This is a genomic window from Paenarthrobacter sp. 10N417 (assembly GCF_056394745.1).
In genome coordinates, this window is sequence record NZ_JBFTIL010000009.1 from 132,382 (window position 1) to 154,181 (window position 21,800).

The 21,800-nt window shown below is 63.2% G+C and carries 19 protein-coding genes; 15 read left to right on the forward strand and 4 right to left on the reverse strand.

What is annotated here, in order from left to right:
- Positions 1–115: 115 nt before the first annotated feature.
- The 4 genes from AC1DCM_RS13570 to AC1DCM_RS13585 all read left to right on the forward strand — a co-directional run bounded on the left by AC1DCM_RS13570 (position 116) and on the right by AC1DCM_RS13585 (position 3,765).
- Positions 116–1,285: a Gfo/Idh/MocA family protein gene (locus tag AC1DCM_RS13570; protein WP_442006089.1), complete on the forward strand. Its 1,170-nt coding sequence runs from the start codon at positions 116–118 to the stop codon at positions 1,283–1,285.
- The gene (locus AC1DCM_RS13575) at positions 1,285–2,499 is read left to right on the forward strand and encodes a dihydrodipicolinate synthase family protein (protein ID WP_477518617.1); all 1,215 of its coding nucleotides are present in this window, start codon (positions 1,285–1,287) and stop codon (positions 2,497–2,499) included. The genes AC1DCM_RS13570 and AC1DCM_RS13575 overlap by 1 nt, the downstream gene beginning before the upstream one ends.
- Positions 2,496–3,335, forward strand: coding sequence for a sugar phosphate isomerase/epimerase family protein (locus AC1DCM_RS13580; protein ID WP_477518618.1), 840 nt, complete (start codon positions 2,496–2,498; stop codon positions 3,333–3,335). The genes AC1DCM_RS13575 and AC1DCM_RS13580 overlap by 4 nt, the downstream gene beginning before the upstream one ends.
- A 250-nt stretch (positions 3,336–3,585) precedes the next feature.
- Complete coding sequence (locus AC1DCM_RS13585; RefSeq protein ID WP_477518619.1) at positions 3,586–3,765, forward strand: hypothetical protein; 180 nt, start codon at positions 3,586–3,588, stop codon at positions 3,763–3,765.
- A gap of 23 nt (positions 3,766–3,788) precedes the next feature.
- On the opposite strand, the gene AC1DCM_RS13590 is transcribed toward AC1DCM_RS13585, so the two are convergent.
- From AC1DCM_RS13590 to AC1DCM_RS13600, 3 genes are all read right to left on the reverse strand, one after another.
- The gene (locus tag AC1DCM_RS13590; RefSeq protein WP_477518620.1) at positions 3,789–4,022 is read right to left on the reverse strand and encodes an Hsp15 family protein; all 234 of its coding nucleotides are present in this window, start codon (positions 4,020–4,022) and stop codon (positions 3,789–3,791) included.
- Positions 4,003–5,118, reverse strand: a complete 1,116-nt coding sequence (locus AC1DCM_RS13595) for a YihY/virulence factor BrkB family protein (protein ID WP_477518621.1) — start codon at positions 5,116–5,118, stop codon at positions 4,003–4,005. The genes AC1DCM_RS13590 and AC1DCM_RS13595 overlap by 20 nt, the downstream gene beginning before the upstream one ends.
- Before the next feature lie 133 nt (positions 5,119–5,251).
- On the reverse strand, positions 5,252–6,514 hold the full coding sequence (locus tag AC1DCM_RS13600) for an ROK family transcriptional regulator (RefSeq protein WP_477518656.1): 1,263 nt from the start codon (positions 6,512–6,514) through the stop codon (positions 5,252–5,254).
- An 82-nt stretch (positions 6,515–6,596) separates the two neighbouring features.
- On the opposite strand from AC1DCM_RS13600, the gene xylA reads away from it, so the two are divergent.
- The 7 genes from xylA (at position 6,597) to AC1DCM_RS13635 (ending at position 15,461) form a co-directional block, all read left to right on the forward strand.
- The gene (xylA, locus tag AC1DCM_RS13605) at positions 6,597–7,784 is read left to right on the forward strand and encodes a xylose isomerase (protein WP_477518622.1); all 1,188 of its coding nucleotides are present in this window, start codon (positions 6,597–6,599) and stop codon (positions 7,782–7,784) included.
- A gap of 130 nt (positions 7,785–7,914) precedes the next feature.
- Positions 7,915–9,345, forward strand: coding sequence for a xylulokinase (gene xylB, locus AC1DCM_RS13610; RefSeq protein ID WP_477518623.1), 1,431 nt, complete (start codon positions 7,915–7,917; stop codon positions 9,343–9,345).
- A 68-nt stretch (positions 9,346–9,413) separates the two neighbouring features.
- A complete protein-coding gene (locus AC1DCM_RS13615; protein ID WP_477518657.1) occupies positions 9,414–10,397 on the forward strand; it encodes a LacI family DNA-binding transcriptional regulator in 984 nt (327 codons plus the stop codon).
- A 208-nt stretch (positions 10,398–10,605) separates the two neighbouring features.
- Entirely contained in the window at positions 10,606–12,309 is a 1,704-nt protein-coding gene (gene araB, locus AC1DCM_RS13620; RefSeq protein ID WP_477518624.1) for a ribulokinase, read from the forward strand.
- Complete coding sequence (locus tag AC1DCM_RS13625) at positions 12,306–13,013, forward strand: L-ribulose-5-phosphate 4-epimerase (protein WP_477518625.1); 708 nt, start codon at positions 12,306–12,308, stop codon at positions 13,011–13,013. Before araB ends, AC1DCM_RS13625 begins: the two co-directional genes overlap by 4 nt.
- A 34-nt stretch (positions 13,014–13,047) precedes the next feature.
- A complete protein-coding gene (araA, locus tag AC1DCM_RS13630) occupies positions 13,048–14,568 on the forward strand; it encodes an L-arabinose isomerase (RefSeq protein ID WP_431120334.1) in 1,521 nt (506 codons plus the stop codon).
- Positions 14,565–15,461: an aldose 1-epimerase family protein gene (locus AC1DCM_RS13635; RefSeq protein WP_477518626.1), complete on the forward strand. Its 897-nt coding sequence runs from the start codon at positions 14,565–14,567 to the stop codon at positions 15,459–15,461. The genes araA and AC1DCM_RS13635 overlap by 4 nt, the downstream gene beginning before the upstream one ends.
- A 60-nt stretch (positions 15,462–15,521) precedes the next feature.
- Here AC1DCM_RS13635 and AC1DCM_RS13640 read toward each other — a convergent pair whose 3' ends face one another.
- Positions 15,522–16,538: a LacI family DNA-binding transcriptional regulator gene (locus AC1DCM_RS13640; RefSeq protein ID WP_477518627.1), complete on the reverse strand. Its 1,017-nt coding sequence runs from the start codon at positions 16,536–16,538 to the stop codon at positions 15,522–15,524.
- A gap of 126 nt (positions 16,539–16,664) precedes the next feature.
- Here AC1DCM_RS13640 and AC1DCM_RS13645 point away from each other — a divergent pair, with 126 nt between their 5' ends.
- From AC1DCM_RS13645 to AC1DCM_RS13660, 4 genes are read left to right on the forward strand one after another with little or no spacing between them, the layout of a single operon-like run.
- The gene (locus tag AC1DCM_RS13645) at positions 16,665–17,030 is read left to right on the forward strand and encodes an L-rhamnose mutarotase (protein ID WP_477518628.1); all 366 of its coding nucleotides are present in this window, start codon (positions 16,665–16,667) and stop codon (positions 17,028–17,030) included.
- Positions 17,027–18,208 carry an L-rhamnose isomerase gene (rhaI, locus tag AC1DCM_RS13650; RefSeq protein WP_477518629.1) on the forward strand — a complete coding sequence of 394 codons (1,182 nt, stop codon included), beginning with the start codon at positions 17,027–17,029 and terminating at the stop codon, positions 18,206–18,208. Before AC1DCM_RS13645 ends, rhaI begins: the two co-directional genes overlap by 4 nt.
- Before the next feature lie 3 nt (positions 18,209–18,211).
- Positions 18,212–20,260: a bifunctional aldolase/short-chain dehydrogenase gene (locus AC1DCM_RS13655; protein WP_477518630.1), complete on the forward strand. Its 2,049-nt coding sequence runs from the start codon at positions 18,212–18,214 to the stop codon at positions 20,258–20,260.
- Positions 20,261–20,268: 8 nt separating this feature from the next.
- Positions 20,269–21,747: a rhamnulokinase gene (locus AC1DCM_RS13660; protein ID WP_477518631.1), complete on the forward strand. Its 1,479-nt coding sequence runs from the start codon at positions 20,269–20,271 to the stop codon at positions 21,745–21,747.
- The last annotated feature ends 53 nt before the right edge of the window (positions 21,748–21,800 follow it).

Genomic DNA, 21,800 nt, shown 5'->3' on the forward strand with positions numbered 1-21,800 from the left:
GCCAACCCATCCCAGCATGGTGCATGATCGAAGCAATGGGAATGCGCTTTCCCACACTTCGAATTGCAAACACCGGCAACGCACAGCGGCCGGCACACAAGGACCTGGAGAAAACATGGGCTACGAAACAAAGACGATCCGCATCGCCATGAACGGCATCACCGGCCGCATGGGTTACCGCCAGCACTTGCTGCGGTCCATCCTCCCCATCCGCGACGCCGGTGGCTTCACGCTCGAAGACGGCACCAAGGTGCAGGTCGAACCGATCCTCGTTGGCCGCAACGAAGCCAAAATCCGCGAACTCGCCGAACTCCACAAGGTCTCCGAATGGTCCACCGACCTGGACGCCGTCATCGCCGATCCCACCGTGGACATCGTGTTTGACGCCTCCATGACCAGCCTTCGCGCCGCCACCTTGAAGAAGGCCATGCGCGCCGGCAAGCACATCTTCACCGAAAAGCCCACGGCTGAGACTCTCGAAGAAGCAATCGAGCTCGCACAGATCGGCAAGGAATCCGGCGTCACTGCTGGCGTCGTGCATGACAAGCTGTACCTCCCCGGTCTGGTCAAGCTCCGCCGTCTGGTGGACGAAGGCTTCTTCGGCCGCATCCTCTCCATTCGTGGCGAATTCGGCTACTGGGTTTTCGAAGGCGACGTCCAAGCTGCACAGCGTCCGTCCTGGAACTACCGCAAGGAAGATGGCGGCGGAATGACCACGGACATGTTCTGCCACTGGAACTACGTGCTCGAAGGCATTATCGGCAAGGTCAAGAGCGTCAACGCCAAGACAGCCACGCACATCCCCGCACGCTGGGACGAAGCCGGCAAGGAATACAAGGCCACCGCTGACGACGCTTCCTACGGCATCTTCGAACTTGAAACCCCGGGCGGCGACGACGTCATCGGCCAGATCAACTCCTCCTGGGCCGTCCGCGTCTACCGCGACGAACTGGTTGAGTTCCAGATCGACGGCACGCACGGTTCCGCCGTCGCCGGTTTGAACAAGTGCGTTGCACAGCAGCGCGCCCACACTCCCAAGCCTGTCTGGAACCCGGACCTGCCCGTCACCGAGTCCTTCCGCAGCCAGTGGCAGGAAGTTCCGGCCAATGCTGAGCTCGACAACGGCTTCAAGCTGCAGTGGGAAGAATTCCTGCGCGACGTGGTCGCTGGCCGCGAGCACCGCTTCGGCCTGCTCTCCGCCGCCCGCGGCGTGCAGCTTGCCGAGCTTGGCCTGCAGTCCTCGGCAGAGCGCCGCACCATCGACATCCCGGAGATCACCCTCTAATGACGTCACTCATTCTTCCTACCGACGACGGCGGCACACGCGAGTACCGCCTCCAGCCCGCCACTGCTTGGGTCAAGCCGAGCGCTCCACTGACGGCCCGCCGCGCCTATGCCGCAGCCCACGTCATCCCGGAGGTCGCGGCTGATAACACTCCCGGCGCCCCGGCGCAGCTCGACTGGGATGCCACGCTGGCGTACCGGCACGAACTCTGGTCCTACGGACTGGGCGTCGCTGACGCCATGGACACCGCGCAGCGCGGCATGGGCCTGGACTGGGCAGCCACGCAGCAGCTCATCAAGCGAACCGGCGCCGAGGCCGCTTCTGTAGTTTCCGCAGGCAACGCCGCGACAGCAGGCAAGTCCGTCCGCGATCTCGTCTCCTGCGGCGCAGGCACCGACCAGCTGGACATCGCTGCACTCCCTGAGGGCGCTGCCGGCATTCAGGCAGTTATCGATGCCTACCGCGAGCAGATCGCCGTGGTCAGCGAGGCCGGCCCCAAGGTCATCCTCATGGCCTCCCGTGCCTTGGCAAAGGTGGCCAGCGGCGCCGACGACTACCTTCACGTCTACTCGACGCTCCTGCAGGAAGTTGACCAGCCCGTCATTCTGCACTGGCTGGGCACGATGTTCGATCCCGCACTGGCCGGCTACTGGGGCTCCGACGACGTCTCTGTGGCCACCGAAACGTTCCTTAGCCTCATCCGCGAGCACGCGGACAAGGTCGACGGCGTGAAAGTCTCGCTTCTGGACGCTTCCCATGAAGTCGCCCTCCGTGCCAACCTTCCGGAAGGCGTGCGCCTCTACACAGGCGACGACTTCAATTACCCGGAGCTGATCGACGGCGACGACACCCACCACTCAGACGCCCTGCTGGGCATCTTTGCCGCCATTTACCCTGCCGCTTCGGTTGCCTTGCAGAAGTACGACGCCGGCCAAGGTGCAGAAGGGCGCGCGATCCTTGACTCCACCCGTGAGCTCGGAAAGCACATCTTCAGCGCACCCACGTTCTACTACAAGACCGGTATCGCCTTCATGTCCTGGCTCAACGGCAAACAGCCCGGGTTCCAGATGGTCGGGGGGTTGCACTCGGGACGATCCGTCCTGCACCTTGCCAAGACCTTCGAACTTGCCGATCAGGCCGGCTTGCTGAAGGACCCGTCATTGGCGGCATTCCGGATGTCCGACTACCTGCGGATCAACGGAGTGGGCGCATGAGCGACTTTTCCAGACTCTCGCTGAACAGCGCCACGACCAAAAAGTGGACTCTTGCCGAAGCTGTGGACGGTTGTGCGCGCGCGGGCATCCCCGCAATCGGCCCTTGGCGTGATCGCGTAGCGGAAGCCGGACTGGACAAGGCGGCCAAGCTCATCAAGGACGCCGGCCTCCGTGTTTCGTCCCTGTGCCGCGGCGGCTTCCTCACAGCGCCTGATGCCGAAGGTCAGGCTGCGGCCCTGGCCGACAACTTCAATGCCGTCCGCGAAGCAGTAGCGCTGGATACGCAGGAGCTGTTCCTGGTGGTCGGCGGGCTCGCTCCTGGCGAGAAGGACGTCGTCGCGGCACGCCAGCGCGTGGCTGACAGGCTCGAGGAACTCGTCCCGTTCGCTTCTGAGAACGGTGTGCGACTGGTGCTGGAACCGCTGCACCCGATGTACGCCGCAGACCGCGCCCTCATCTCCACCCTTGGCCAGGCCTTGGACCTTGCCGCGCCTTACGACGCGAAGGCAGTGGGTGTGGCCGTCGATACGTTCCACGTCTGGTGGGATCCCGAACTGAAGGCCCAGATCGAACGGGCCGGACGCCATAACCGCATTGCCTCCTACCAGGTATGCGATTTCAACCTGCCGATCGCTTCGGACGCGCTGCTGTCCCGCGGAATGATGGGCGACGGCGTCATTGACTTCGCGACCATCGGCACCTGGGTGCGCGACGCCGGATATAAGGGCGATATCGAGGTTGAGATCTTCAATCAGGAAATCTGGGATGCCGATGGCGATACCGTCCTGGAAACCATGAAGCAGCGCTACGCGGAACTCGTTCTGCCATACGCCTAATGACGTGGTCCTCCTGCGGATGCCCTAAGCTCCGCGGGAGGACCGCCCCCAAAGCAAGCGAGCCCCTGCCCGGTCACGGCAGGGGCTCGCTTTTGTCACGCCCTGCTTGTTTCAGAAGCAAGGCCCGGAATGCCCATGTTAGATAAGTGGTACATAGCTGAAACATTGCGTCGATGAGAGGAAACAATGGCCACCTACGCTGGTTTCACCTGGACAAAGAAGTCCAAGAAACCACTGAAAGGACACCACCATGATGCTCTTGAAGACACTTAACTTTTTCCTCGACGCCAGCAGTAGCCACAGCGGGTCGTCGGGCGATTCCCCTGAAGAAACGACGCCTACTGCCGCCTTCGCTTTTGAGCGCCTGTCCTCCAGCGCCTGGGAGGGCTGGTGGGATGACGCCGATCAGGGCTTTCCTGCAGGGGCATAATCCGAGCGGGATCCTGAGTCCGGCTACACGTTGGCGGGCACGTGGACCTGGGCGCGCGGAACACCGATCAAGGTGAGAGTGCCGCCGTCGTTGGCTTCTAACTCCAGCCGGATGTTCCGGGTTCCCTCCTCTGGCTGGACGGAACTGACACGGAAAACCTCACCGTGGATTTCCACCCGGTCGCCGTCTCGAACGCTCTTGAGCTTCCGGGTGGTGCCGGTCCCGTTGACGCGAGGTTCACTTCTTGTCTTCGGCATCGGCTGTGCGTTCCTGTGATTCGTTGGTGCGTGTTTCGTCATCGTAGTTTTCCCGAAGTTCCTGCCCGCGGCGGATAATCTCCTCTTCCTGTTTCTGCTGTTTGTCGCTGCGCTTGGTACCCCGGGGCGGAAGTTGGATTGTCTCTTCAGCTTCAATCCCTCCCTGCAATTGGCGCCCGCGTTCCATTTCGGCGTCAAATTCTGCACCAAAAAGCAGCGACATATTAAGGATCCAGAGCCACAGCAGCATGATGATGACGCCTGCCAGCGTTCCATACGTCTTGTTGTAATTGCTGAAGTTCCCAACGTAAAAGGCAAAGCCCAACGATGCCAGGGCAAATATCACCAGGGCGATGAGGGACCCCGGGCTGATCCAACGGAACTTGGGCTGCTTGACGTTTGGGGTGAAGTAGTAGAGCACGGCGATGACAATGACCACCAGCACGATCAGGACCGGCCATTTGGCGATGTTCCACACGGTCAGGATCGTGTCGGACATTCCGATTGCCTTACCGATAGCCTCAGCCACTGGTCCGCTGAGGACGAGCATCGCGGCGGCCAGTGCCGCGCCCACAAGCGCAACGATGGTAACGGCAAGCATCGTGCCGCGCAGTTTGACGAAGCCACGGCCTTCATCCACTTCGTACACGCGGTTCATCGCCCTGCTGAAGGCCGTGGTGTAACCGGAGGCCGACCACAACGCCACCAAGATGCCGAGGGCCAGAGCAAAGCCCGCCGCGTTGGACCGCGTCAGTTCCTCGATGGGCTGCCGCAGGGCGTCAACACCGGGCCCGGGGGCGAATTGCTGCACGATGTCCAGTAATGCCGTGGTGGTTTTCCCGGCGTCGCCAAAGATCCCGATGAGGGAAACCAACGCCAAAAGCGCCGGGAAAAGGGAAAGCACTGCATAGTAGGTAAGGCCGGCAGCGGCATCAGGACATTGATCCTTGTTGAACTCCCGCAGTGTCCGTTTTGCGATATACATCCACGTGGGCTTGACGAGGTCGTTGAGACTGTCCGGCTTACGGTCGTCGTCAGGGGCGGGAGCGTTGCCCGCCTTCGCTGTGCTGGTGTGTGCTGAATTCTGAGTAGTCATGGGGCACCTGTTCGTGGGTTGAGCATGCGCGAACAAACTGACCACTTAATAGTAAGCATACTGATGATTCGCATGGAAGAACCCAGCGCAGAGATCCTGCGAATCCCGGAAAACCTCCCAGGGGAAAGATGCTCTACGCGGGCTTGCCCAGAAGGAATTCGAAAGGCGATTCAATGACAGCGCGGATCACTTGACCCGCCGCACCCAGCAGCGTCCCCGAGTGCTCCAAACGGGAAACGGTGAGGCTCTCCGGCTCCAGCAGCCCCGGCGCGTACCTTTCCAAACTCGACAGCACTGCCGGTTTCAGCCAATCGGCGAGGACGGCAAAGTGGCCCCCGAGTACCACGGCTTCGATGTCCATCAGACGCGCAGAAGAGGCGAGCGCGATGCCCAGGTACCGCCCGGCGTCGCGCACTGCACGCTTGGCATGCGGCTCGTCCGCGGCCAAGGCCGCGAGCAGAAGTTCGGTTCGCTCGCCAAGTGACCCCTCCGGGATGCGGGCAGCCTCAAAAATAGCTTCCTGTCCAGCGAATGTTTCCAGGCAGCCAGCCCCTCCACAGGAACATGAGGGCCCTTCTGGATGCACCACGATATGGCCCAATTCGCCGGCTGAGCCGCCAGGTCCCGTGTAGAGCTCCGAACCGATGATGACCCCGCCACCAACGCCGACTTCGCCGGAAACGTAGAGGAAGTCCGCCGGGCCATCGCCGTACCAAAGCTCGCCAAGGGCAGCACTGTTTGCCTCGTTGGACAGCCTGACACCGAGCGGCGCGTCTTCCAGCAACGCCTGCGGATCCAGCTGCTCGTGCTCCCAATGAAGGTTTGGAGCGGACAGGACGATGTTGCGCTGCTCATCAACCAGGCCGGGGACTGCAAGTCCGCCACCCAGGATCGTGATGCCTTCAGCAGCGGCTGCAGCTTTGGCCTCATCGGCGAGTTCACCCAGATGCTCCATGACCGCGCCCGGCTTGAGCCCCCGGTTGCGGGACTCCACTGTGGAACTGAAGCGCAGGTTCCCGCCGAGGTCCACCAGGCCAACGGCCAGATAGTCGACGTTGATTTCCATCCCGACAACACCTCGGCGGGAGCTGAGCTCGAGGCCCTGACCTGGCCGGCCCCGCTCTCCATCGCGATACAGGCCTACCTCGGAGACGAGGCCTGACTCCACCAGATCAGCCACCAAGCTCGATACTGCGGCCTTGGTCAGCCCTGTTCCAGCAGCCACCTGGGCGCGGCTGGGCTTGGCATCGCCGTTGCGGGCGATCGAATCCAGGACAAGCGAAAGATTACGACGGCGGACGTCGCCTACGCGCCCGGGGGCAGTTTGCTCATTCACTCTCGCAGCCTCCTCACGGGGTTGAAAGATTTTTGCCGGTTTCCATTGACCATGATCCATCATCCCCCATATAGTTCAGATTGAAAACTAATTGGAGTGCTTTTTATCCATGGCCTCCCCGCCGCCTTGCAAAGGAGCAACAATGACCCCTCAGCCAACCCCCCAGGATCGTTTCACGTTTGGCCTTTGGACCGTGGGATGGACAGGCGCCGATCCCTTCGGCGTTGCAACCCGGGCAGCCCTGGACCCGATCGAAGCCGTCCACAAGCTCAGTGAACTCGGCGCTTACGGCATCACTTTCCACGACAATGACCTTGTCCCCTTTGACGCCAGCGCATCCGAGCGTGACCTCATCCTGAAGAACTTCAAGGGCGCATTGGCCGAAACGGGCCTCAAGGTTCCGATGGTTACCACCAACCTGTTCAGCCACCCCGTCTTCAAGGACGGCGGATTTACCTCCAACGACCGCTCCGTCCGACGCTTTGCCCTGAGCAAGATCCTGCGCAACATCGACCTCGCCGCTGAACTCGGCGCCGAAACCTTCGTAATGTGGGGCGGCCGCGAAGGCAGCGAGTACGACGGCTCCAAGGATCTCTCCGCAGCTTTGGACCGGATGAAGGAAGGTGTGGACACCGCCGCCGGATACATCAAAGAGAAGGGCTACGGCCTTCGGATTGCCTTGGAACCCAAGCCCAACGAGCCCCGCGGCGATATCTTCCTGCCCACTGTTGGTCACGGCCTTGCGTTCATCGCGCAGCTGGAACACGGCGACATCGTTGGCCTCAACCCCGAGACCGGCCACGAGCAAATGGCAGGCCTGAACTTCACCCACGGCATTGCCCAAGCCCTCTGGGCCGGCAAGCTTTTCCACATCGACCTCAACGGCCAGCGTGGGATCAAGTACGACCAAGACCTCGTCTTCGGCCATGGCGACCTCACCAGCGCCTTCTTCACCGTGGACCTCCTGGAGAATGGTTTCCCCAACGGCGGACCAAAGTACGATGGCCCCCGCCACTTCGATTACAAGCCCTCCCGCACCGACGGCTACGACGGTGTGTGGGAATCGGCCAAGTCCAACATGTCCATGTACCTGCTCCTGAAGGAACGCGCCCTCGCCTTCCGTGCCGATCCTGAGGTCCAGGAAGCGCTCACTACCTCGGGCGTGTTCGAGCTCGGCGAGCCCACCTTGAACGCTGGCGAAACCACTGCGGACCTCCTGGCTGACGCCAGCGCCTTCGACACGTTCGACGCCGACAAGACCGCCGAGCGCTCGTTCGCCTTCGTCCGCCTCAACCAGCTGGCCATCGAGCACCTTCTGGGCGCGCGCTAAAGGCATCAGCCTCCAGGAAAAATCAGCCATTCGCATTACCGTCGCCGGGGTCACCAGGATTGCTTCATTTCGGGGCTGCCGGCCCCGGCGACGGTCCGTAACGGAACAAGTCCCCAAAGGAACAAAACGCATGCCTCTCGTCGCCGGGATCGACAGCTCCACCCAGTCCTGCAAAGTCGTCATCAGGGACTCAGACACTGGCGCCCTGGTGCGGCAGGGCCGCGCTTCGCATCCCGAGGGCACCGAGGTCCATCCTGATCATTGGTGGACTGCCCTTCAGGAAGCCATCAGCCAGGCGGGCGGCTTGGACGACGTCGATGCTGTCTCGGTGGGTGGCCAGCAGCATGGAATGGTGTGCCTGGATGAATCAGGAAACGTGGTCCGCCCAGCACTGCTGTGGAATGACACCCGGTCCGCCGTGGACGCGGAAGAGCTGATCCTGGAAGCCGGCGAAGGTGATCCCGCGGCGGGAGCCGCATATTGGGCCGCCAGCACGGGGACTGTACCGGTGGCATCGCTGACGGCCACCAAACTACGGTGGCTGGCTCGAAACGAACCCGAGAATGCCCGACGCACTGCGGCCGTTTGCCTCCCGCACGACTGGCTGTCCTGGCGTTTGGCCGGTCATGGGCCGGGCACCGGGCCGTCATCTCTGGAGTTGCTCCGGACTGATCGTTCCGACGCTTCCGGTACCGGCTACTTCTCCTCCGAGACGGGGGAATACTTGCCGGAAGTCTTGAAAAGCACGCTCGGCCATGTCCCGGTGCTGCCAGCCGTCGTCGGGCCTTTAGATGCTGCCGGAAAGATGTCGAACGGTGCCCTGATCGGGCCAGGCGCAGGCGATAACGCCGCAGCGGGGCTGGGAGTCAGCGCCGCCGTCGGGGATGTTGTTATCTCGATCGGAACGTCCGGAACTGTCTTCGCTGTCTCGGACGTCCCTTCCCAGGACGCGAGCGGGCTGGTGGCAGGTTTTGCCGATGCCACGGGGAACTATCTGCCGCTTGCCTGTACGCTCAACGCCACCCGCATATTCGATGCCACTGCCGCACTGCTTGGCGTGGATTTGCCGGAACTCGGCAAGCTGGCCCTGTCCGTCGAGGAAGGGGCCGGCGGTCTGACCCTGGTGCCATACTTTGAAGGCGAACGGACGCCGAATCTTCCGGACGCCACAGGTTCACTCCATGGGCTCACAGTTTCCAACTACACGCCCGCCAACTTGGCCAGGGCCGCCGTCGAGGGTGTGTTGTGCTCCCTGGCCGATGGCCTTGCTGCTCTGCAAGCGCAAGGCGTGGCGGCCCGACGCATCATCCTTGTGGGCGGCGGCGCCCAGTCCGAAGCTGTGCAGCAGGTTGCCGCTGATGTGTTCGGATTGCCGGTGTTCGTACCCGCTCCGGGCGAATACGTTGCAGATGGTGCTGCACGGCAAGCAGCCGGCGTCCTCACGGGAAGGCTGCCTGATTGGCCACTTGAAGGAATCGAGGTTGCTGAGTCGAAGACCTCCGGGACGCCCGAGTTCCTGACGAGGTACCGCCATTACGCCGCCAAGGCAGCTGTGGGCTGATCACCCCGCAGGTGCTCTATCGTGACAGGGTGAGCACTGAACAATCCGCACCAAGCAGGCCGCCTGTGATGGAAGACGTCGCCCGCGTTGCCGGCGTTTCCCATCAAACTGTGTCGCGTGTTCTGAACAACCATCCCAATGTGAGCCCGAAGACGCGCGAGCGCGTCGAGCAGGCCATCACTGAACTTGGGTACCGCCGCAACACCGCTGCACGCAGCCTGGTAACCCGACGCTCCCAGACCATCGGCGTCCTGGGAAGCGAGTTGGCTCAGTACGGCCCGTCCCACACCCTCCTCGGAGTGCAGCAGGCGGCCAGGGAAGCGGGCTATTTTGTCAGTGTCGCGGGCTTGCGGGACGTCACGCCGGAGACCATCAAGGACGCCATGGCGCACTTCATGGACCAAGGCGTGGACGGCATAGTTGTCACAGTGCCGCATCCCGGGACCTTTGAGGTCCTCAAGGACATCACCGCTCAAGTGCCCCTTGTGGCAGTGGGGTCTCTCGGCGACGAGCACCTCAGCGGCGCCACTGTGGACCAGCGCGAGGGAGCCCGTCTCGCTGTACAGCACCTCCTTGAGCTGGGGCACAAGCACATCGGGCATCTTTCCGGGCCCGCTGATTGGATTGACGCAGTTGCCCGCACCGAGGGTTGGCGGGACGCCCTGCGTGAGGCCGGCCTGGAACCAGCGGCCCTGATCGAAGGCGATTGGAGTGCCGAATGCGGTTATCGCGAGGGCCTGAAAATCGCGGCCGAACGTTCCATGACGGCGTTGTTTGTGGCCAACGACCAGATGGCCCTCGGGGTGCTCCGGGCGTTCCATGAAGCCGGTGTCCAGGTCCCCTCCGATATCAGTGTTGTGGGCTTCGACGATCAACCCGAAGCCGCTTACTTCATCCCGCCGCTGACTACCGTGGCCCAGGACTTTGAGGAACTCGGCCAGCGCTGCATCGGCTTGCTGCTTGATCGCCTGGAGACCGGCAGCACGGGTACGCCAGTGACGGTGAAGCCCCGCCTGGTCATCCGGTCCACCACGGCGCGGCTCGCTAACTAAACCCAAGTAGGTCGCAGCAGAGCGCGTTCTGGACGTTCAAAACGCGGTCAACTGCGACCTAGTTGGGTCAGAGTGTCTGAAACAGTCCCACATGACGCCCATCCTCTTGACATCAAAGTTGTGAGCGCTAACAATTGCATCAGACCTTCTTCATTTCTTCCACCCCGACCCCCGGCAATGAGGCCTTGGCCTGCCGGATGGAGAACCCATGAATACCACTGAAAACCTCCCGCTCGACGAGCAGTTCGTTATCGGCGTGGACTACGGCACTTTGTCTGGTCGCGCCGTCGTCGTGCGTGTCTCGGACGGTGCCGAACTCGGCAACGGCGTGTTCGAATACCCGCACGCCGTAGTGTCCGACCGCCTGCCCGCTACTGGCCAGCGCCTGCCCGCCGACTGGGCGCTCCAGGTGCCCAACGACTACCGCGACGTCCTGCGCAACGCGGTACCGGCCGCCGTCGCCGATGCGGGAATCAACCCGGAACATGTGGTGGGCATCGCTACAGACTTCACCGCTTGCACCATGGTCCCGACGACGGCGGATGGCACTCCGCTGAACGAACTGGAACGCTTCACGGACCGTCCTCACGCTTACGTCAAGCTGTGGCGTCACCACGCCGCGCAGCCGCAGGCCGACCGCATTAACAAGCTCGCCGAGGAACGCGGAGAGGCATGGCTTCCCCGGTATGGGGGCCTGATCTCTTCAGAGTGGGAGTTCGCCAAGGGCTTGCAGCTGCTCGAGGAAGATCCCGAAGTTTACGGCGCCATGGAGCATTGGGTTGAGGCAGCCGACTGGATCGTGTGGCAGCTGTGTGGCAGCTACGTCCGGAACGCGTGCACCGCTGGATACAAGGGCATCTACCAGGACGGCAAGTACCCGTCGGAGGATTTCCTCGCCGCACTGAACCCCGACTTCAAGGGCTTCGTTTCGGAAAAGCTGGAGCACACCATCGGCCGCTTGGGCGACGCCGCAGGCTATCTGACGGAAGAAGCAGCGGCTTGGACCGGCTTGCCTGCGGGAATTGCTGTAGCCGTGGGTAACGTGGACGCCCACGTCAGTGCCCCTGCAGCCAACGCTGTTGAGCCGGGGCAACTCGTGGCCATCATGGGCACGTCCACGTGCCACGTCATGAACGGTGACGTCCTGCGTGAAGTCCCGGGCATGTGCGGCGTCGTGGATGGCGGCATCGTGGACGGATTGTGGGGCTATGAAGCCGGACAGTCCGGGGTTGGCGACATCTTCGGCTGGTTCACCAAGAACGGTGTCCCCCCTCACTACCACCAGGCTGCAGCCGCCAAAGGCCTGGGCATCCACGAATACCTCACCGAACTCGCAGAGAAGCAGGCAATCGGCGAGCACGGCCTGATTGCCCTGGACTGGCACTCAGGCAACCGCTCAGTGCTGGTGGACCACGAACTGTCCGGCGTCGTAGTGGGCCAGACCCTGGCCACAAAGCCCGAGGACACTTACCGCGCGCTGCTGGAGGCCACGGCCTTCGGCACCCGCACCATCGTGGATGCATTCCGTGATTCCGGGGTACCGGTCAAGGAATTCATCGTGGCCGGCGGACTGTTGAAGAACAAGTTCCTGATGCAGGTCTACGCAGACATCACTGGCCTGCAGCTCTCCACGATCGGCTCGGAGCAGGGGCCCGCCCTCGGCTCGGCAATCCACGCCGCTGTAGCTGCCGGGAAGTACAAGGACATCCGCGAAGCGGCAGCATCCATGGCAGCTGCCCCGGGTGCCGTCTACACGCCGATCCCTGAAAATGTCAGGGCCTACGAGGCACTTTTCCAGGAATACCGCACCCTGCACGACTACTTCGGCCGCGGGACCAACAGCGTCATGCATCGCCTGAAGGCAATTCAGCGCGCTACCCACACCGCCATCACAGAAGGGGTCAACGCATGAGCACGCTCTTGGAAACCATCGCAAAAGTCCGGCGCGAAGTCTGCGACCTCCACGCTGAGCTGACCCGCTACAAGCTGGTTGTCTGGACTGCGGGCAACGTCTCCGGACGGATCCCTGGCTACGATCTCATGGTCATCAAGCCCTCCGGTGTCTCCTATGACGACCTGACGCCCGAGCAAATGGTGGTCACGGACCTCTACGGAACTCCCGTCAGGGGCATCAACATCGGAAGCGGCGGAACCGTTGACTGGGGCAACCCGGACCTCTCGCCGTCCTCTGACACTGCCGCTCATGCCTACGTCTACCGGCACATGCCCGAGGTTGGCGGTGTGGTGCACACGCACTCCACCTATGCCACGGCCTGGGCCGCCCGCGGCGAAGAGATCCCCTGCGTACTGACCATGATGGGCGACGAATTCGGCGGCCCGATCCCGGTAGGCCCGTTCGCGCTGATCGGAGACGATTCGATCGGACAGGGAATCGTGGAGACCCTCAAGAACTCCCACTCCCCCGCCGTGCTCATGCAGAACCACGGACCTTTCACCATCGGCAAGGACGCCAGGTCCGCGGTGAAAGCAGCCGTGATGTGCGAGGAAGTGGCAAAGACGGTGCATGTCTCCCGCCAACTCGGCGAACCCCTGCCCATTGACCAGGCCAAGATCGACTCGCTCTACAACCGCTACCAAAACGTCTACGGCCGCTAAAGCGGACGTCTCAACACTTTCAGGAGCCATGAAAATGCCCAGCGCCAACACCACGTCCCTTGATCAGTACGAGGTCTGGTTCCTCACCGGAAGCCAGCACCTCTACGGCGAAGATGTCCTCAAGCAGGTCGCCTCGCAATCGCAGGAGATTGCCAACGCGCTCAACGATTCCTCGGACGTGCCGGTCAAACTCGTGTGGAAGCCGGTCCTCACGGATTCCGACGCCATCCGCCGCACCGCGTTGGAAGCAAATTCGAACGACTCCGTGATCGGCGTGACCGCCTGGATGCACACGTTCAGCCCGGCCAAGATGTGGATCCAGGGCCTGGACGCCCTGCGCAAGCCCCTCCTGCACCTGCACACCCAGGCCAACCGTGACCTGCCGTGGGCCGATATCGACTTCGACTTCATGAACCTGAACCAGGCAGCCCACGGGGACCGCGAATTCGGGTATATCCAGTCGCGCCTCGGCGTGCCACGGAAGACCGTCGTCGGGCATGTCAGCAATCCTGAGATCGCCCGCCAGGTGGGCGCTTGGCAGCGCGCCTCGGCAGGTTGGGCCGCTGTGCGGACACTGAAGCTGACCCGTTTCGGTGACAACATGCGCAACGTTGCCGTCACCGAAGGCGACAAGACCGAAGCCGAGCTGCGCTTCGGCGTCTCGGTCAACACCTGGTCCGTCAACGAGCTCGCCGACGCCGTTCATGGCGCTGCAGAGTCCGACGTCGATGCCCTGGTTGCCGAGTATGAGCGCCTCTACGAGGTGGTTCCGGAACTGCAAAAAGACGGCGCGCGCCACGAGTCGCTGCGCTACAGCGCGAGGATCGAACTCGGTCTCCGCAGCTTCCTGGAAGCGAACGGCTCAGCCGCGTTTACGACGTCGTTCGAGGACTTGGGCGAACTCCGCCAACTCCCCGGCATGGCAGTCCAGCGGCTCATGGCTGACGGCTACGGCTTTGGCGCCGAGGGCGACTGGAAGACCGCCATCCTGGTCCGCGCCGCCAAGGTGATGGGCGCGGGGCTGCCCGGCGGCGCCTCGCTCATGGAGGACTACACGTACCACCTCGAGCCCGGCTCGGAGAAGATCCTGGGCGCGCACATGCTGGAGGTTTGCCCGTCGCTGACTGCCAAGAAGCCGCGCGTGGAGATCCACCCGCTGGGCATCGGCGGCAAGGAAGACCCCGTACGCATGGTGTTCGATACGGACGCCGGCCCCGGCATCGTGGTCGCATTGTCCGATATGCGCGATCGGTTCCGCTTGGTAGCGAACGTAGTGGACGTCGTCGATCTCGACCAGCCTCTGCCCAACCTCCCGGTGGCCCGCGCACTGTGGGAGCCCAAGCCCAACTTCGCTACGTCGGCCGCAGCCTGGCTCACTGCCGGCGCTGCCCACCACACGGTGCTCTCCACGCAGGTGGGCCTGGAGGTGTTCGAGGACTTCGCCGAAATCGCGAAGACCGAACTCCTGACCATCGACGAGGACACCACCATCAAACAGTTCAAGAAGGAACTGAACTGGAACGCCGCCTACTACAAGCTGGCCGGCGGCCTGTGAGCACCGAATTCACGCTGCAGTCCGGCGGCTACCGGGCTGTCATCACAGCCCGGGCCGCGGCGCTGCGTGTCTTGCAGTTCCAGGGCCGCGACCTCGTTGTCCCGTTCCCGGAGGGTGGCCCGATTCCGGACTACCGGGGAATTATCGCGGCGCCGTGGCCCAACCGGATTGCCGACGGTGCCTACCGTTTCGACGGCAAGGTGCATCACTTGCCCGTCAACGAACCGGACCGGGGCACATCCTTGCACGGCCTCGCCTTCCCGCTGGATTGGGAACTGAAAGAGTCCGACGCCGATTCACTCACGTTGACCTGCACGGTTGGGCCCACGCCGGGATACCCGTTCGCGGTTGAGCTCTCGGCTCGGTACGTATTGGACGGCGCCGGGCTGCACACGCGGCTAACTGCCTTGAACGTAGCCGACGCTCCAGCACCATACGGCGTGTGCCCACACCCGTATCTGGTGGCCGGTTCTTCGCCCCTGGCTCAGTGGGTCCTCGATTTTGCTGCAGATAGCTTCCTTGAGGTCACGCCTGACAGGCTGCTGCCGGTTGGTGTTGTGGGAGTTGAGGGCCACGCTTTCGATTTCCGGACCCCGCGGGCCATTGGCACCACTGAGATCGACCATGCGTTCACAGGAATAGCGTTCGACGGCGGGCTGGCGCGGCTTTCGCTGCGCGACCCGGCGGGCACCGGCGTCGGGATGTCCTGGGACGAAAGCTGCCCATGGCTGCAGATCCATACGGCAGACAAGCCGGAACCACTTCCGAACCGGCTGGGCCTGGCCGTGGAGCCAATGACCTGCCCGCCGGACGCGTTCAACAGTGGCACGGACCTGATCCGGCTGGAACCCGGCGCTGAGCACACTGCTGCGTGGAGCATCTACGCGCTGTAGTTACTCAACTCGGTCGCAGTAGTGCGCGTTTTGACCGCTCATAACGCGCACTGCTGCGACCTACTTGGGTACGCCGGCCGTGCTTTGACGCACCACGAGCTCCGGTGTGAACACCACGGCCCGGTGTTTGGTTCCGCCGCTGTCCTGCTCCTCCGCCAGCAACTCGATGGCCGTGCGGCCCAGGGCCTCCGTGGGCTGGCGGATGGAGGACAAGGGCACGACGGCGGAGACGGCGAAGTCGATGTCGTCGTAGCCGATCAGGGCGATATCCTCGGGGATTTTCACGGTTCGGAGCATGGTCAGCGACTGCATGACGCCGAGCGCCAGGAGGTCGTTGGAACAGAACACGGCTTCCGGCCTTTCGGCTGGCGCCCGCTCCACCAGGTCGTTGCCCACTTGGCGTCCGGCAAGGACGGTCTGCCCTGCGGAGTCCAGGACCTCGATCGTCGCCCCTGCTACTTCTGAGACGGCCCGCTGCGCGCCGGCAAGTCGGTTGGCTACCTGGCGAATTGATGGGGTACCTACAAAGGCCAGACGACGGCGGCCCGTGTCCAGCAGGTGCCGGGCGGCAAGATATCCGCCTTCTTCGTCATCCACGGACACTGAACTGCAGCGGTCGGTGTCGGCGAGTTGGTCCACCAGGACAGTTGGCACGCCACGCTCGCGCAGCGTATCGATCCGATCACCAACGTCCCCTACAGGCGAGATCAGCAGGCCCTGGACCCGCTGTTCCTGGAACAGGTCCATGTAATGCGCTTCCCGGGAAGCGTCCTGGCCGCTGTCCCCTACCAACACCACGCTACCCAGCGCTGTGGCTGCATCTTCGGCGGCACGGGCAACCGAGGAGAAGAACGGGTTGCCCACGTCCAGCACAATCAGTCCGATGGTCCGACTTTGGCCTGCCCTGAGTTGGCGGGCGGCGTCGTTGCGGACGAAGCCGAGTTCGGCGATGGATTTGAGGACGCGCTCCTTGGTCCTTTGCGATACGCGGTCCGGATAATTCAGCACGTTGGAAACAGTTCCCACGGCTACTTGGGCGTGGGTGGCAACGTCTTTGATGCTCGCTGTTTGGGACATGCTTTCCAATCTCCGCTGGTTGTCATCGATTTGCAGGAAACGCCTTGACACCCTCCTTCTAACGAGGGTAGTTTGAATCGTAACAAATGAAACGATTCAAAGACGAGTGACCTTGGAGAACCGCACATGAGGGTCTGTTTCCGCTCCTCCGTCCAGCCAGAGCTGATGGACGAATACAAGCGCCGGCACGCAGCCGTTTGGCCGGAGATGCTGCACGCCCTCAAGGATGCTGGATGGAACAACTACTCGCTCTTCCTGGCTTCCGATGGCCAATTGATCGGGTACCTGGAATGCGATGACTACCAGGCCGCCCAGGCGCGCATGGCCATAACGGACGTCAACGCCCGCTGGCAGGCCGAGATGGCAACCCTGTTCTCGAACAGCGACCTGCCTCCAGACCAGGGCTTCGAAATCGTCGAAGAAGTTTTCAATCTTGAGGATCAACTGGCCAAGGCCAGCACCGTCGCAACCCAGCAAAAGGAACAAGCATGAACACCACAGAATCGGCCGCCACCGAATCGGCCTTGGGCCGCTTGGGAGAACTGGCCATCGAAGTGCCATCCTGGGCCTACGGAAATTCGGGGACCCGGTTCAAGGTCTTCGGCACTCCGGGTACGCCCCGCACCGTCCAGGAAAAGATCGCCGACGCCGCCAAGGTCCACGAGCTGACGGGCCTGGCGCCTACAGTCGCGCTGCACATTCCGTGGGACAAGGTTGACGACTACTCTGCGTTGCGCGAGTACGCTGCAGGCTTGGGTGTTGGCCTGGGCACCATCAACTCCAACACTTTCCAGGATGACGAGTACAAATTCGGTTCCCTGACCTCGTCCAACGAGTCCGTGCGCCGCCGGGCGATCGACCACCACCTTGAGTGCATCCAGATCATGGACGCCACCGGATCCAAAGACCTGAAGATCTGGTTGGCCGATGGCACCAACTACCCCGGCCAGGACGATATGCGGGGCCGTCAGGATCGCCTCGCGGAATCCCTCCAGGAGATCTACGCAGGCCTGGGCGACGAGCACCGGCTGGTCCTGGAGTACAAGTTCTTCGAGCCAGCTTTCTACCACACCGACGTTCCGGACTGGGGTACTTCCTATGCACAGACCCTTGCACTGGGCGATAAGGCCTTCGTCTGCCTGGACACGGGCCACCACGCGCCAGGTACCAACATCGAGTTCATCGTCATGCAGCTGTTGCGTCTGGGCAAGCTCGGCTCGTTCGACTTCAACTCCCGCTTCTACGCGGACGACGATCTGATTGTGGGCGCAGCCGATCCGTTCCAGCTGTTCCGCATCATGTACGAGGTGATCCGCGGCGGCGGCTTCGGCAAGGAGTCAGGCGTTGCCCTGATGCTAGACCAGTGCCACAACCTCGAAGAGAAGATCCCGGGCCAGATCCGCTCGGTCCTGAACGTCCAGGAAATGACGGCCCGCGCACTGCTCGTGGATACCGCAGCATTGTCCGAGGCCCAGCGTGCCGGGGATGTCCTGGCCGCCAACGGCATCTTCAACGATGCCTTCTACACCGACGTCCGCCCGGTCCTGGCCGAATGGCGAGAATCCCGCGGCCTGCCCGCCGACCCGATCGCTGCCTACAAGGCCAGCGGTTACCAGAAGAAGATCAACGAGGACCGCGCAGGCGGCCAGCAAGCCGGATGGGGCGCATAAAGCATGAACGTGCAAGGCACCAACAAGACTGTTGAAGACCTGATTTCCCGCTCCAACCGCCTCGGCGCGGACAAGCGCAACACCAACTTCGCCGGCGGCAACACCTCCGCGAAGGGGATCGAGAAGGACCCGGTCACTGGCCAGGACGTCGAGCTCCTCTGGGTCAAGGGCTCCGGCGGTGACCTCGGCACGCTGAAAGCCGAGAACCTCGCTGTACTCCGGCTGGACCGGCTGCAGGCACTGAAGTCTGTTTACCCCGGCGTCGAGCGTGAAGACGAAATGGTGGCCGCCTTTGATTATTGCCTGCACGGCAAGGGCGGCGCTGCGCCTTCGATCGATACTGCCATGCACGGCTTGGTGGACGCTGCGCATGTTGACCACCTGCACCCAGACTCGGGCATCGCGATTGCGACGGCGGTGGACGGCGAAGCGCTGACGTCCAAGGTATTCGGCGACAAAGTGGTGTGGGTTCCGTGGCGCCGCCCCGGTTTCCAGCTCGGTTTGGACATCGCCGCGATCAAGGAAGCCAACCCACAGGCGATCGGCACCATCCTCGGCGGTCATGGCATCACCGCCTGGGGTGCAACCAGCGAAGAAGCTGAGGCCAACTCGCTGTGGATCATCGGCCAGGCAGAAAAGTTCATCGCGGAGAACGGCAAGGCCGAGCCCTTCGGCGCCAAGCTCCCCGGCTACGGCGCCCTGCCCGAAGCTGAACGCAAAGCCAAGGCGGCCGCCCTCGCCCCGGTGATCCGCGGCCTGGCCTCCACTGACAAACCGCAACTGGGGCACTTCAGTGATGACGCCGTCGTTCTTGAATTCCTTGCCTCGGAAGAGCACCCGAGGCTCGGCGCGCTGGGCACCTCCTGCCCGGACCATTTCCTGCGCACCAAGGTCAAGCCACTGGTCCTGGACCTGCCCGCCGATGCTTCGATCGAAGATTCCGTCAACCGCTTGAAGGACCTGCACGCGGACTACCGCGAGGACTACCAGGCGTACTACGACCGCCACGCCGACGCCGGTAGCCCGGCCCTCCGCGGCGCCGACCCGGCCATCGTGCTGGTCCCGGGCGTCGGCATGTTCTCCTTCGGCAAGGACAAGCAAACCGCCCGCGTGGCCGGGGAGTTCTACATCAACGCCATCAACGTGATGCGTGGCGCCGAGGCCATCTCCACCTACGCCCCGATCGAGGAATCCGAGAAATTCCGCATCGAGTACTGGGCCTTGGAAGAAGCCAAGCTCGCCCGCATGCCCAAGTCCAAGTCCCACGCCACCCGCATCGCGCTGGTGACCGGCGCGGCGTCGGGCATTGGCAAGGCGATCGCAACACGCTTGGCGTCCGACGGCGCGTGCGTAGTGATTGCCGACCTGAACCTTGAGAACGCCCAGACCGTCGCCGCGGAACTGGGCGGACCCGACGTCGCCATCGGCGTCCAGGCCGACGTGACGGACGAAGCCCAGATCGCAGCAGCGATCCAGGAAGCCGTGCTCGCCTTCGGAGGCCTGGACCTGGTGGTCAACAACGCTGGGCTGTCCATCTCCAAGCCGTTGCTGGAAACCACGGAGAAGGACTGGGACCTCCAGCACAACGTCATGGCCAAGGGCTCATTCCTGGTGTCCAAGGCCGCGGCCAAGGTCATGATCGAGCAGGGCATGGGCGGGGACATCATCTACATCTCCTCCAAGAACTCCGTGTTCGCCGGCCCGAACAACATCGCCTACTCCGCCACCAAGGCCGACCAAGCCCATCAGGTCCGTCTACTCGCCGCTGAACTGGGCGAGTACGGCGTGCGCGTCAACGGCATCAACCCCGACGGCGTGGTCCGCGGCTCGGGCATCTTCGCCGGCGGCTGGGGCGCCAAACGCGCAGCTGTGTACGGCGTGGACGAGCAGGAACTGGGCAAGTACTACGCCCAGCGCACGCTGCTGAAGCGGGAGGTGCTGCCGGAACACGTCGCCAACGCAGCCTCCGTGCTCACCAGCAACGAACTGTCCCACACCACCGGGCTGCACATCCCCGTTGACGCGGGCGTGGCTGCCGCATTCCTGCGATAAGGCCCGTCATGAGCAACGGTTCACCTGCGAGGCCAGTCTTCGCAGCAGTCGATATTGGCGCCTCCTCCGGCCGCGTCATGCTCGGTCGCGTCTCGCCTGAATCCGGCGTGTCGCTCGAGACGATCCACCGCTTCGCTAACGGCGTTGTGGAGCTCGACGGCGGCCTCCGCTGGGACTTCGACGCCCTGTTCGCGGAGGTACTCAAGGGCTTGACGGCCGCCGCTGCCGTTGCGCGTGGGAATGGCGAGCGCATCGTGAGCATCGGCATCGACACCTGGGCAGTGGACTACGGCCTGGTGGACGACGCCGGGAATCTCACCGCGCAGCCGTACAGCTACCGGGACGAGCGCAGCCGCGCGACTGTGGAACGTGTGCATGCCGCGATCTCCCCGGAGAAGTTGTATGCCACAACGGGTTTGCAATACCTGCAGTTCAACACGCTGTACCAGCTGGCGTGCGAGCCCACCCTGGAAGGGCGCCAGGCTCTCCTCATCCCGGACCTGATCGCTTTCCTCCTCACGGGAGAGCGCCGGACGGAGGCTACAAACGCCTCCACTACAGGGCTCTTTGATGCTGTTGCGGGAGAGTGGGCTACACAGTTCCTGGATGCACTCGGCCTGCCGAAAGACATCTTCCCTCCCCTCATTCAGCCTGGTGAAACCGTGGGCACCCTCCTGCCTGGCATCCTCGAAAAGACGGGATTGCCCGCGGACACCAGGGTGGTTGCGGTTGGATCGCACGACACCGCCTCAGCCGTGGCCGCCGTGCCCGCCGAGCAAAAGGACTTCGCCTACATTTCCTCGGGAACGTGGTCCTTGGTGGGCGTGGAGTTGGATAGCCCAGTGCTGAGCGAGGCAAGCCGTAAGGCCAACTTCACCAACGAACGCGGCGTAGACGGCACTATCCGGTACCTGCGAAATGTCGGCGGGCTCTGGCTGCTCAGCGAGTGCCAGCGTGCTTGGGCGGCACAGGGGTTCAGCCAATCGTTGGCCTCGCTGTTGGACGCGGCCGCAGCGCTCCCCGCCGGCGGTCCACGAATCAACGCCGATGACCCGGCCTTCACAGCCCCGGACAACATGCCGGACCGCATCCGGGCAGCTGTGCGGAACACAGGTGCCGTGCTCGCGGACCGGCCTGCCGCCGTCGTTCGTTGCATCATGGACAGCCTCGCGGCCGGGTATGCCCGCACGCTGGCGGACGCTGAACGGCTCGCGGGCCGCAGTGTGGACGTGGTTCACATTGTGGGCGGTGGTTCGCAGAACCGGCTCCTGTGCCAACTAACGGCTGACGCCACGGGCAAGCCGGTCGTTGCCGGACCTGTTGAGGCGACTGCACTGGGCAACGTCCTGGTTCAGGCGCGCGCTGCCGGTGTGGTGGAAGGTGGGCTGCCTGAATTGCGCGCGTTGGTGGCCGCCGGGACGAATCTCGAACGGTACGAGCCAGCCCGGGCGGTCAGTGCCGGACGTTCCGGACCTGTTTTGAACTGATGGCAGGCCGCGAAACAACCGAAATAGGATGTTTCGGGGCTGCTTCCTTGTCC